This window comes from Planctomycetaceae bacterium, from assembly GCA_021371795.1.
Lineage (GTDB): Bacteria > Planctomycetota > Phycisphaerae > Sedimentisphaerales > UBA12454 > UBA12454.
Genome location: JAJFVK010000004.1, coordinates 169,256 through 181,921 on the forward strand (window position 1 = coordinate 169,256; position 12,666 = coordinate 181,921).

General features: G+C 45.1%; 9 protein-coding genes. 5 read left to right on the forward strand and 4 right to left on the reverse strand.

Translation table 11 applies throughout. From position 1 onward, the window contains the following. On the reverse strand, positions 1–960 hold the full coding sequence (locus LLF92_02165; GenBank protein ID MCE5339922.1) for a PfkB family carbohydrate kinase: 960 nt from the start codon (positions 958–960) through the stop codon (positions 1–3). A gap of 301 nt (positions 961–1,261) precedes the next feature. Here LLF92_02165 and purF point away from each other — a divergent pair, with 301 nt between their 5' ends. From purF to LLF92_02185, 4 genes are all read left to right on the forward strand, one after another. Then, complete coding sequence (gene purF, locus LLF92_02170) at positions 1,262–2,701, forward strand: amidophosphoribosyltransferase (protein ID MCE5339923.1); 1,440 nt, start codon at positions 1,262–1,264, stop codon at positions 2,699–2,701. Positions 2,702–2,755: 54 nt separating this feature from the next. After that, positions 2,756–3,823 carry a phosphoribosylformylglycinamidine cyclo-ligase gene (gene purM, locus LLF92_02175; protein ID MCE5339924.1) on the forward strand — a complete coding sequence of 356 codons (1,068 nt, stop codon included), beginning with the start codon at positions 2,756–2,758 and terminating at the stop codon, positions 3,821–3,823. 73 nt (positions 3,824–3,896) lie between these two features. Further along, positions 3,897–4,898, forward strand: a complete 1,002-nt coding sequence (locus LLF92_02180; GenBank protein MCE5339925.1) for a hypothetical protein — start codon at positions 3,897–3,899, stop codon at positions 4,896–4,898. Positions 4,899–5,258: 360 nt separating this feature from the next. Further along, on the forward strand, positions 5,259–6,416 hold the full coding sequence (locus LLF92_02185) for an iron-containing alcohol dehydrogenase (GenBank protein ID MCE5339926.1): 1,158 nt from the start codon (positions 5,259–5,261) through the stop codon (positions 6,414–6,416). A 169-nt stretch (positions 6,417–6,585) separates the two neighbouring features. On the opposite strand, the gene LLF92_02190 is transcribed toward LLF92_02185, so the two are convergent. Together LLF92_02190 and LLF92_02195 are read right to left on the reverse strand one after the other, a co-directional pair. After that, positions 6,586–8,238: an electron transfer flavoprotein-ubiquinone oxidoreductase gene (locus LLF92_02190; protein ID MCE5339927.1), complete on the reverse strand. Its 1,653-nt coding sequence runs from the start codon at positions 8,236–8,238 to the stop codon at positions 6,586–6,588. Beyond that, positions 8,235–10,337 (reverse strand): FAD-binding protein, encoded by a 2,103-nt coding sequence (locus LLF92_02195; protein MCE5339928.1) that lies wholly within the window; start codon positions 10,335–10,337, stop codon positions 8,235–8,237. Before LLF92_02195 ends, LLF92_02190 begins: the two co-directional genes overlap by 4 nt. 204 nt (positions 10,338–10,541) lie before the next feature. On the opposite strand from LLF92_02195, the gene LLF92_02200 reads away from it, so the two are divergent. Then, positions 10,542–11,165, forward strand: a complete 624-nt coding sequence (locus tag LLF92_02200; protein ID MCE5339929.1) for a corrinoid protein — start codon at positions 10,542–10,544, stop codon at positions 11,163–11,165. A gap of 748 nt (positions 11,166–11,913) precedes the next feature. Here LLF92_02200 and LLF92_02205 read toward each other — a convergent pair. Further along, positions 11,914–12,405, reverse strand: coding sequence for a hypothetical protein (locus LLF92_02205; GenBank protein MCE5339930.1), 492 nt, complete (start codon positions 12,403–12,405; stop codon positions 11,914–11,916). Between the last annotated feature and the right edge of the window lie 261 nt (positions 12,406–12,666).

Genomic DNA, 12,666 nt, shown 5'->3' on the forward strand with positions numbered 1-12,666 from the left:
TCAGGGCAGTTCCTGCAAAAGCTCAAGAATTTCCTCTCTTTTTGGCAGCGATTCCTGCGCGCCGAATTTCGAACACGTCAAAGCGCCCGCAGCGCAGGCGAATTTAGCGGCTTTTTTGGCATCGTTCTCCACCGCGCAGCAGGCCGCGAAAGCGCCGTCGAATGCGTCGCCGCAGGCGGTATGGTCGGCAAATTGAACTTCAAAAGGCAGAATCTGTTCGGTTCCGTTTTTATCGACGACAAGTGCGCCTTTTCTGCCGAGTTTTATTACCGCGCAGCCTACGCCTCTTGCGATAAGGTCCGAACCGATAAGTTTGGCGGTGTGAATGTTATGATTTGGCGAAGTACTAAGTTCTGCCGCTTCGGTAAAATTCGGTACTATGATGTCGGCCGTGTAGTAATCCAGCGGTAATTCTCCGCTTTGAGTTTGGAACTGTTCGCTGGAAAGCGATGGGTCAAGAATTACTTTTGCGTGCGAGAGTTTGCCGGCTCGTATTGCGCTGATGACAAATTCAGACGGCAGTTGTGCATTCACCAGGCACACGTCCGTGCTGGAAATCACCCGCTCAAACTCGGCAGTGCTGATATCCGCAGGAGTTATCGCTTTATTTGCGCCTTCGGAGATGACAGTTCGATTCGCACCGGCACTGTTTACGAAAGAGACACTGACGCCGGTACTTTTCGCCTCGGCGTTGAAGATAAAATCGCAATGAACGCCGAAATCGGCCAAATTATCACGAATCATATCGCCGAACTGGTCATTTCCTACTTTGCCGACGAGGTATACATCGCAATCGCAAAGGGCCGCCTGAATCGCCTGGTTAAGACCGCATCCTGCTGGGGTGTATGAGAAACTGCTGCCGTGCACCGGCTGGGATTTTTCAGGGAATTGTTCGCAACGCATGGCCATATCTATATATACGTTGCCAAAAACGATTACTTTCGGCTTTGACCTTGCCATAAATACCTCTCCATATAAGACTATACCAACGGTCTTAAAAAATTACGTTTGAACATCGCTGGTTAGCGAAGCCGGCATAATGACTTATAAACCGTCAAACTCGCTATTAAAAACACCTGTGGTGTTATAAAATACAAACTATTTATGTCTTTTGCAACACACTAATTTTACTATACTAATCGCGATGGAATTTTACTGCCCTAAAGGGTATAAAAGAATTTGACTTGCATCGCGCTTATGGATAAACTGACCGTATACTTCAAAGGCAACTTTTTTTACAGCACTTATCTGGATAATATTTATGGACAAAAAAGAAAATTGTGGTCTTTTTGGAATTTTCGGAGATCCTGATGCCGCTGAAAAGACTTTTTATGCTTTGCATAGTCTTCAGCATCGTGGGCAGGAATCTGCCGGCATAGCGACAAGCAATGGTGAAGAAATCAAATTGCACGTCGGAATGGGACATACGACACGAGTTTTTCGCAGCGGAAAAGACGTTTTGGCAGCGCTCAAAAATCCGATTGCAATCGGTCATGTCCGTTATTCGACAAGCGGTTCGAGAAATATCTGCAATGCGCAGCCTCTTTTGAGTGAATATTCGCGCGGGCAGGTTGCGGTCGCTCACAATGGAAATCTGATAAACGCCTCAATGCTTCGCGATGAATACGAAGCGTACGGAAATATTTTCAAATCGACGAACGATACTGAAATAATTATACATTTGCTGGCAAAGCCTTCGCATGTTGCCAAGCCGGATCCGCTTGGACACGTTCTGGGGCATTTGCAGGGCGCGTTTTCGCTGCTGTTTTTGTTTCCGGACAGAATCGAAGCGGCTCGCGACTCTTATGGCATAAGACCTTTGTGCATTGGCAAAACCAAAAGCGGTGCTTACTGTTTCGCAAGTGAAACTTGTGCGTTGGATACGATTGACGCCGAGTATGTCCGCGAAGTGCAGCCGGGTGAAATTGTTACGCTTGATAAAAATGGCCTGCGCAGCAGATTTTTCGTCAAGCCGGAAAGTATTACTCCCGCTCACTGCATTTTTGAACATATTTACTTCGCAAAGCAGAGCAGTTATATTTTTGGTGAGAACGTTCACGAAGTCCGCAGAAGATGCGGGGCACAAATTGCCAGAGAGCATCCTGTCGATGCTGACGTCGTTATTCCAGTTCCGGACTCCGGCACTTCGGCGGCTATCGGTTACAGCGATGAAAGCAAGGTCCGGTTCGATATGGGATTTGTGCGAAGCCATTACGTCGGCAGAACATTTATTTCTCCCGGCCAAGACGTTCGCGACCTTGCGGTCAAACTGAAACTTTCGGTCGTTAAGGAAGTGGTAAAAGGCAAACGAGTTATTGTCGTTGACGATTCAATCGTTCGCGGCACAACCACAAAAGGCAAAATCACCGCCTTGAGAAACGCAGGCGCAAAAGAAATACATATGCGTGTGAGCTGTCCGCCGATTAGATTCCCATGTTTCTACGGCGTGGACTTCCCGACAAGGGAAGAATTGCTTGCAAACAACAGAGATATGCAGCAGATAAAAGAATACCTTGATGTTGACAGCGTCGGCTATCTTTCGCTTGAGGGAATGCTCGCATGTGCATCGCTGCCGAAAAATCATTTTTGCACCGCGTGCTGGAGCGGAAAATATCCTCTGCCGGTTACGGCGATTGTAAGCAAATTTATGATGGAACGTTATCAAATGCAGCTCTTCGACGATGAGCCTGTGCAGTTATAATATTGAAAATTTTCGATATTCAATCTTAAATCTTAATTTTTCTAATGGACTGTAATGACTGAATATTTGACTTATGCAAAATCAGGCGTTGACATCGACGCCAACGACGTGATGGTCGATAGGATTCGCTCATCGGTACAAAGTACGTACGGCCCCCGCGTAATAGACATCCACGGCGGTTTCGCCGGATTGTTTCGGCTGGACTACAGCGAAAAACTTTTCAAAAAGAATTATAAGAACCCTGTACTTGCCGCCTGTACTGACGGCGTCGGCACAAAAATGCTCGTCGCAAGGGATATGCAGCGATTTGACACTGTCGGCTTTGACCTTGTTGCCATGAATGTCAACGATATGCTTGTGATGGGAGCAGAGCCGCTGTTCTTCCTTGATTATCTTGCGGTTAATAAACTTGAACCGGCGAAGGTTGCCGAGCTTGTCGAAAGCGTTTCGGCCGCGTGCAGACTCGCCAATTGTGCTCTTATCGGCGGCGAAACCGCTGAAATGCCGGACATTTATCGAAAAGACGATTTCGATATGGCGGGCTTTGCCGTCGGCGTTGTCGAAAAAAACAAAATAATCAATGGCTCGCAGGTAAAGACCGGCGATGTAATTCTTGGCCTTGCCTCAAGCGGCCTGCACAGTAACGGCTATGCGCTTGCCAGACACATCTGCTTTAAGAAAATGAAATTGAAAGTTGATGATGTAATTGCCGAACTTGGCAACAGAACCATCGGCGAAGCGCTGCTGGCTCCGACGAAAATTTACGTTCGTCCGATTATAAAATTATTATCGCAATACAAATCCAAGCATATCGTTCACGCTATGGCTCACATCACCGGCGGCGGACTGCCCGGCAATGTCCCGCGCGTACTTCCCAATAATTGCGATGCCGTGCTTGACAAATCAAGCTGGAAGAAAGAGCCGATTTTCGATTTCCTGCAGCAAAACGGACCAGTCGAAGAAGAAGAAATGTTCCGTGTATTTAATATGGGTATTGGTTATGTGCTGGTTGTTGCGCCGGACTTTGCGGCTTCTGTCGCGAAAAAATTACGTTCGTTTGGCGAAACTGTTTATAAAATCGGTACTATCAAACGTGGAAACGGAAACGTTATAATTAAATAGCGTATCTCGTGAAGTGTATCTCGTATTTAGTATTGTGTATCGCTTCGCGTTTCACGCTTCACGAATAACAATTATGTTTACAACCAAAAGACCACCGTTATTTGTCTCTTTTCCTGCTGCGGTGATTTTCTATACTGTTTTTGCCATTGTGCTTTTTTATCCGCATCAGCAGAGCCTTGTTTCGTACAAACGTCTTTTTCCGCTGGAAACAATTATCGCATCGGCAGGTGTTTTCATTCTTTGTCGAAGATGGGTGCTGTCGTTTTTCGCTTCGCTTGCCGGCGGCGCGGTTTACGGTTTCGGTACGTATGCCTGTTCTCTTTTGTGTTACCATCCGTTCGCTGGGTTAGTGTATGCGATGGTTCCGTGGACGTTTGTACCGGCTGTTTTCTTTTACCGCTGGACGAATCTTGACAGATTGAACACGAAAATCATTTCAGGCCTGCTTGTTTTTCTTTCGGTGCTTTTTATTTTGTCTGCGTATCAATACGCTGCGAAAAAATATTTTTATCCGATACCTGTGCAAACGCATCTTTCACCGCATGCGATGCTTGGCGTTATCGACCCGATTGGACAAAAGTCTGATGTTTTTGCGCCGGGCTTTTATCACGTCTGCATCGCCGGATTAGTTATGGGAATTGCCGTACTGATAAAGACAGGGAGAATCAGCGTAATACTTTTATTTATGATTACTTTGTTCGCCGCTTTTTATAAACCTGTTTTGAATGTTCCGCCTGTGGTTTGGGCTTCGATTCCTGTTTTGATATGTTCGGTGCTTATCGCGTCAGGGCTGGAGACTATTATACTCGCCGGCGCAGGTGACAGTAAATGGCTGGTGATAACCGTTGGAATACTGCTGATGTTGAGTGTTGCGGATGTTTTCATAACGCACAATCATTCTGTGATTCCCATTTCGGCGGCTCTCTACGGCGTGAGCGCGGTTTCAGTAATCGCGGTGTATTTTATCGCCGGCTCGAATCTCTCGTGGCATCTTTTGAGAATGTTCATTTTATACGCAGCCGTGTTCCTCGATATTTTCATCAGCACCAGATATAATATAGATATGATATTTTAAAAATTAAAATCTCTGTGGTTATAATAGCGCATAAAAGTGGCGGGACATCGAAGCGAAATCCCGCCTTTGTTTTATGGCTCTTTCTTTTTTGCGTTTTAGCTTTTTGCCATGCCTACCGTTTTACGATCAGCCCTGACGAAACGTATCAAGATGAATAAGCCGGTTTAAGTTAAACTTGACTCTTATCGAGACATCGAGCCATTTTAGTTTTATTTTGTTTATTAAAGCCTAATAAACAACTCGGCATAGTGAGAGCAAATAATTGAGCTTTTTTTTAAAATTTTTAAAATTCTTTATATTGGCAATATTCCGTTTAATAAGTTAAATAATATCGGTCTTATGAATTAAAGGATATAAAGTATGCAAAACTTTACGTTTCACAATCCGGTCAAAATCGTATTCGGCAAAAACACAATCTCGCAATTAAACACGCTTATTGACCCAAAAGCACGCGTTTTGTTAACTTACGGCGGCGGGTCGATTAAGAAAAACGGCGTTTACAAACAGGTAAAGGCTGCTCTGAAAAAACGCAGTGTCTTTGAGTTTGGCGGTATTGAGCCGAACCCGACTTTTGAAACTTTGAGCAGAGCCGTTGCGTTTGGCAGAAAGCAAAAAGTCGATTTCATTCTCGCCGTCGGCGGCGGTTCTGTTATGGACGGCTCGAAATTCATCGCCGCGGCAATTCCTTTCAATGGCAAAGACACCTGGCGGATTGTTACCTCTGGCGGCGAACTTATTAAAACCGCAATTCCGATGGGAACGGTAGTAACGCTTCCCGCGACAGGTTCGGAAATGAACTCGTTTGGTGTTATTTCGAAATTAAGCACAAAGGAAAAACTTGCCTTTGGCAGTCCTTTTACATATCCGAAATTTTCGATACTCGACCCGCAGACAACATACTCGCTCGATAAAAAACAATTGCGCAACGGCATCGTCGATGCTTTTGTCCACGTCAGCGAACAATACGCGACAAAAGATTTGAACACGCCATTGCAGAATAGATTCGCCGAATCGATTTACAAAACGCTTATCGAAATCGCACCTGCGGTAATGAACGTCAAAAAAGATTATGACGCCCGCGCGAGTTTTATGTGGTGTGCGACGATGGCACTCAACGGCACGATTGCCTGCGGCGTTCAGCAGGACTGGAGCACTCACGGCATTGGCCACGAGATGACCGCGTTCTTCGGACTGGCTCACGCTGAAACTCTGGCGATTGTTTTGCCCGCGATGTGGAAATATGAATTGAAAAACAAAGCGGACAAACTTGCGATGCTTGCTGAAAATATTTTCGGCGTAAAAAAAGGCTCGAAAAAACAAAAAGCGAATGCAGCGATTGAAAAGACGATTAAATTTTTCAATTCGCTTGGTATGCCGACTTCGCTGAAAAAATATAATCTCACGCCGAAGGATTGCGAACTCGTGGTTGAACGCGCAGCCCAAAGAAAATGGAGCATCGGCGAAAACGGTGATATTAATCCCAAAGCTCTGCGGAAAATTTTTGCATTAGCAAAATAAATACAAGATGAGGGAGGGTTCAGAGGAGGGCCGAACCCTTTATCCCTGCATCTCAAAAATATCATTATACCAACGGTCTTAAATAACTGCAACCTTGATTTGCGGCTTAGCGAAGCCTGCATAATGATTTACAAACCGTTCAACTCGCTATTAAAAAATGTTTGTGGCATCACATATTTTTATATCTTGGTCCGCCGCTGCCTTCTGGAACCGTCCAGCGGATATTATCGAACGGACATTTCCGCTGACAGGTCTTGCAGTGCAGACAATTCGACGGATTTGCCGGCTTTGCGTAATCGCCGACAGTTTCATAAACACCCGCCGGGCAGAATGAAATGCAGGGCGAATTAAATTCCGGCCCGCATTTTGCCGCGCAGATATTTTTATTTACGATGATTAAATGACATGGCTGTTCTTCACGATGCTGTGTTGCAGCCATTGCGGTGAAGGTGTCCTTGTCGTAATTTTTCGCCGGCTTGTATTTATAATTCTTCGCCGACATTACGTGATAATCTTCTTCTGTTTTGAAAGGCGGAATAGTTTGGCCAAGCACTGAAAGCGGCATACCGAACAACGGCCCTAATTTCGCGACGTTCTGCCTGAACCGCGACGCCAGTTTCATTTCCGCGATAACGCCCATCGAGTTCAGCAGTTCGGTATATTTCGAAGCGGTTGCGATATAATTGTTTGTGCATTGAGCAATTGCTTTGCCCGCGGCAATGCCGGACTTGATTGCGTTGTGGATGCCTTTGATTTTTATCATATTTACAAGTCCCGCCGAATCGCCGAGTATCAGCACGTTTGTTTTTCCAATTGCGCTTGTCTGCGGATTACGCGGCAGAGCGAAATATCCGCCTTCTGGAATCATTTTCGCGCCCGCTTCGACGATAGTTCCGCCTTCGATGAATTTTTTCACAAAAGAATGATTCTTGAAATTCGTCAGTGCATCCTGTGGATTGAAATCGCAGTATTTCCAGTCCAATCCGACAATCATAGAAACCGCGATATGATTTTGACTTACCGGATGCATCGTTCCGCCGCCGAACATCGCAGGCCCCAACACAGGCGCCCAAAGCGGATACCCCATTGCGTGCACAGCTCTGCTTGTTGTGAATTTTGCGAACTGCTCGTCGCTCACACGAATCAATTCCTTAACGCCGACGGAGTAAAGCTGTTTGGCTTGTCTTTCCAGCGATGCTTTTGTAATAAATTTTTCAGTAACCAAACCGTCGCAGCCCTCGGCAAGAACAATCATGTCTGCGTTAATAATTTCGCCCGCGACATAATTCGGCTGTTTATTGCCATGCTTATCAACGCCCTGGTCAACAAGTTTAACACCAGTTGCGATATTTTTCGCCGAATCGTAAATTATATCTTCAGCGGCAAAACCATAAATAATTTCGATGCCCATTTCTTTGGCGATTTGAGACAGAAATTTTGTCAGTTTGCTGACCGACAAAATATAATCGCCTTCGTGATTCATCTGTCCGAAATTAATTTTGAAAAGTTTCGCGAGTTTCAGCATTGGATGAATATTGAAAGCGAGCTTGCTGCCGGCGAAAAACATCACATTATCTTTTGCCACACGATAAGAGAAAATTTCTTTCGCCTGTTCTGTATTTGTCCAGCCGGGTTTGACTTTATCCAAAAGCAGTTCAATCGCGCCAGCCTCGACCGTCGCGCCGGACAGGTTATGATTGCCCGGCTCCGCTGCTTTATCAATTACGCAAATTTCAGTCTGCGGCAAAAGATGTTTCAGCGTAATCGCCGCCGACAATCCCGCAGGCCCCGCCCCGACAATTAATATTGATGTCTTGTTCATATATTTTCCGCCAGTGCATTTACAAATTGCGGTACAATTTTTTCAATCGTTCCAACTATATAATAATCGCAGTGTTTGAAAATCGGCGCCGCGGGGTCGCTGTTGATTGCGACAATGATATCGCTGTTGGCAACGCCAATCATGTGCTGTATCGCGCCGGAAATTCCAAGTGCGATGTAGAGTTTAGGCCCGATAGATGTGCCGGTTTGGCCGACCTGATGAATACGGTCGATAAATCCCTGCTCGACAGCCGCACGAGATGCGCCTTTCTCGACGCTTGTTTGTAATTTATTTTTTAACGTTGAAACGAGACTGTTCACGAGCGTTTCGTAATTGTCTCTGCTCTGCATTCCTTTGCCGCCGCTGACGACAACTTCTGCACCGAGATTGACTTTGCCGTGGCCCTTTTCCGTTTTGATAATTTCAAGACTTATATCCGTTGCGCTTATATCCGCGGTTTCTTTTATAACTTTTCCTGTTCGCGTTGGGTCTGCTGGCAGTCTTTTCATAACGCCCGGCCGAGCCGTCGCCATCTGGCATTGCGAATCTTTCGTGCAAATCGTCGCCATTACATTTCCGCCAAGCGCGGGACGTGTCTGCATTAAAACAGCAACCTGATTTTTTCTGCTGCTGTCGCGAATATCCAGTCCCGTGCAATCAGCCGTTAAGCCGCAGCCGAGTCTGTATCCAATCATTGGCGCCATAATTCTGCCCTGTGGCGTCGCTGCGTAAAGAACAATCTGCGGCCAGTATTTGCCAATCGTATCGGCGAAAACTTTGCGATACGTAACAGGGTCAAATTTTTCAAGCAGCGGATGCTCAATTGCGTAAACAAAATCCGCACCTGCTTCGATAAGTTCTTTCGTTTGTAAATTATTTCCGGCAATTACAACTCCGACCTGCGTTTCGAGGGAGTCGGCAAGATGTCGCGCTTTACCGATAAGTTCAAATGTCGCCGGATGAATTTTGTCTTCGTCTCGTTCTGCGGCAACCCAAACCTGGCCTTTATATGCAGGTTCAACAGCCTGCAAACCGGCGAGCATATCTTCGAGAGCTTTTTTATGAAAATGTTCACCGGCAGCGGCAAGAATTTTTTCTTTTGTTTCTTCTGTAATCTCTTCGAGATTTTTAATTTCGAGTTTCTCTAAAACATCAGAAAGAATTTCATAATCTTCGCTTTCCTTTTTCGTACCCTCGAAACTTCGGTCGAAATTTTTCCGTTTCGCCGGTAGAACATAACCATTATCGCCTGATTCGCCATTTTGTTTTTCTTTGCCGAAATTTTCCGCGATTGCTTTGACAAGTTCGTCGGCAGTTTTCAGTTCCTGACATTTTCTCGTTGTCTTGCCCGGCGGGAAAACGGAAATCACTCTTGTCTTTGAGCCGGCGATTCCGACATTTGTAGCGTTGATGTCGTTTGCACCCCACTGGATAAATTTAAAATTGCTCGCCATTCGTGTTCCGTCGAAAGTTGCGAACAGCGGATATTCATATTTGGCAACCGTGATAACAGCGGGCGTTTTTTTACTGCTGATGATTTGACTTCCGCCGCTGATGATGCCGGTAAATTCAAAATGATTATTTTTATATTCGACGTTGGTAATGTATGGCAGGCAGGGCACGTTTAATTCTTCAGCAATTTGCGCCGGCACTTGTGCGGTGTCGCCGTCAACCGATTGCATTCCGCAGACGACGTAATAATCTTTCGAGTTATTGAGAAGTTCAGCCGCGATTTTTTTTATTGCGAACGCAAGTGGATTTGCCGTCGCCCAGGTATCGGCTCCGCCAAGCGCCTTATCCGTAAGAAGCACTGCGCTATGGCAGCACCTTGCCAGACAATATTTCAGAACATCTTCAGCCGCCGGCGGCCCCATCGTCAGCGCGATAACTTTGCCCGGCTTTTCGCTCAACTGATTCATCCGGTTGGCAATCGCAAGAGCCTGCGTGTCGAGCTCGTTGATGACGCTTGCCAGCCGCGAACGGATTAGAGTACCGGTTTCCAGATTAAAGGCATTGTCTGTAATCTGCGTTATGTCGGGAACCTGTTTTACTAATACTATATAATCGCTCATAGTCGTTTCGCTTAAAACTTCTATCATTTTCCACAAATGACAGGAAATAAATATAAGACACAAATTCTTTTTTATCACTATCCTGCTGCTTTGTACACTCATTTAGTTAAAAAAACCGCTTTTTAGACTTATTCCTTGAATCAATAACACAAATTAGGTTTAATTAGCGGCGGAATTGTGGAAATTGGAATTGGAATCGGTATTTAGTCTTATAATATTAAAGGGTAAAAAATGGCAGATTTAAAAGCGTTAAGCGAAGCTGTAATCAAAGGCGACCAGAACAAGGCTCTGGAAATCACCAAAGCCGCGATAGCCGAAAATATGGCACCGGCTAAAATCCTCAACGACGGCCTCATCGCAGGCATGAACGTTATCGGCGTTCGTTTCAAAAACAACGAAGTTTACATTCCGGAAGTTTTGATTGCCGCAAGAGCGATGAAGACAGCGATGGAAGTTTTGGAACCGAAGCTCGTTGAAGCCGGCGTTCAGCCGTTGGCAAAGGCGGCTGTTGGAACAGTTCAGGGCGATTTGCACGATATCGGCAAGAACCTTGTCGTTATGATGTTAAAGGGTGCAGGTTTCAACGTTGTTGACCTTGGCGTGGACGTTTCGCCGCAGAAATTCGTTGATAAGATTAAGGAGCTCAATCCGAAGGTTGTCGGTATGAGCGCATTGCTGACTACGACAATGCCGTCGATGGAAAAGACAATCCAGGCAATTAAAGCAGCGGGCTTGACTGTAAAGACGATGATTGGCGGAGCGCCCGTTACACAGGCTTACGCCGACAGGATTGGCGCTGACGGTTACGCTGCGGATGCCGCTTCAGCGGTTGATTTGGCAAAGTCGCTGATTTAAAAACTCTAAAATAATTAATGAGACACGGATTAACACTGTGTTTATTTCTTTTTGTTAGAATCTTTTAAGTAATCAGGCAAACAAAAACCCTCGTTTTTCAGCGAGGGTTTTTTTATTTTACAACCCTGAAAGGGTATAACATATTAGCCCAGGGCAAAGCCCTGGGGAAACAGCACATCCATCCCTATCAAGCCCTGAAAGGGCGAAATACTCGCTAATTCCACACATATCGCTCATCATAAGGAACTTGATATTTTTCCAAAAACGCACGAAATTCCTCTTCAAACGAGGTCTTATGGTGATGTTCTTCCTGTGCTTCGATGTACTTGGCAACACGGTCTGCGTCAGACTGACTAACCGAAAATGCACCGTACCCATTTTGCCAATAAAACGATACGTATTATGGTCCTTTGGTTTTGACCCATTTTGATGAACTTGTTTTGAATTCTTCGATTATCTTTGCCAGCGATTGCGCCATTGATTATCGCGCCCTTTCAGGGCTTATGTTTTTTTAATATCTCTTAACCCAGGGCGTTGCCCTGGGCTAACATGTTATGCCCTTTCAGGGCAATCTGATATTCAGCAGATGCCGCTTCAGCAGTCGATTTGGCAAAGTCGCTGATTTAAATAATGATTGTCATTGCGACTATAGTCCACTTGTGGGAGGAGTCCCTTTTTTAGGGACGACGAAGCAATCTCAAATAATACAGGCAAACAAAAACCCTCGTTTTCAGCGAGGTTTTTTTTATTATTTCATTGCATTAACACATTCATTCATCAAGTTGCTTTCTCCGGCGGCTATAAGATAATTTTTTGCTTGAGCAAAATACTTCTTTGCTTCAGTCAGATTTCCGGATTTAGCAAGAACGCAACAATAATACGCTTTAGTTATATTGGTTTCTCCTTCGATTAAAGGCGAATTCTGAATTTTTTCAAAAGTAATTAATGATTTATGAAGTTCATCGTTTGCTAAATTATAGTCCCCTTCTAAATACGCAAGAATTCCGCGGCAACGTATATAAAAAGGTTTCATGACATCCATCATTGAACTTTCATCAATTTGCCCTATAATCTCACGTACTTTTACGGCATCACTTTTTCTTCTCAACAAACGATCGATTAAATCAATATAAATGGTAGGTGTTTGTTTTTCTGAAAGTGACTGCCATGTCAACTCCAGACCTTTTTCGTATTCTTTTGCAATATCATAAATCCCCGCCAATTGTAATTTATGGCGCATTTTAATCTGAAGCGCAACGCTTTAGGTTAAGAACAACCCGCTGGAAGCGGGCTGGGATTTATCGCTTTTGCCTCAAAGCACGGTACAAAAAAGAAAGCAAGGCGGTGGTTTTCACCGCCTGGTGCTTCGAGTGTCTAACGGTGCTCGGGTCGCTTCCCAGCGTTGCCCTATCCTCCGTCAGACGAGTACATTATAACGACATATGGTTTGTCGTGCAAAAAAAATACCCATTGTCGCGGGTATCCGATAGAATTTGATTTT

Coding starts and splice junctions, on each gene's coding strand:
- LLF92_02165 (MCE5339922.1), bottom strand. CDS start 960: ATGGCAAGGTCAAAGCCGAAAGTAATCGTTTTTGGCAACGTATATATA.
- purF (MCE5339923.1), top strand. CDS start 1,262: ATGGACAAAAAAGAAAATTGTGGTCTTTTTGGAATTTTCGGAGATCCT.
- purM (MCE5339924.1), top strand. CDS start 2,756: ATGACTGAATATTTGACTTATGCAAAATCAGGCGTTGACATCGACGCC.
- LLF92_02180 (MCE5339925.1), top strand. CDS start 3,897: ATGTTTACAACCAAAAGACCACCGTTATTTGTCTCTTTTCCTGCTGCG.
- LLF92_02185 (MCE5339926.1), top strand. CDS start 5,259: ATGCAAAACTTTACGTTTCACAATCCGGTCAAAATCGTATTCGGCAAA.
- LLF92_02190 (MCE5339927.1), bottom strand. CDS start 8,238: ATGAACAAGACATCAATATTAATTGTCGGGGCGGGGCCTGCGGGATTG.
- LLF92_02195 (MCE5339928.1), bottom strand. CDS start 10,337: ATGATAGAAGTTTTAAGCGAAACGACTATGAGCGATTATATAGTATTA.
- LLF92_02200 (MCE5339929.1), top strand. CDS start 10,542: ATGGCAGATTTAAAAGCGTTAAGCGAAGCTGTAATCAAAGGCGACCAG.
- LLF92_02205 (MCE5339930.1), bottom strand. CDS start 12,405: ATGCGCCATAAATTACAATTGGCGGGGATTTATGATATTGCAAAAGAA.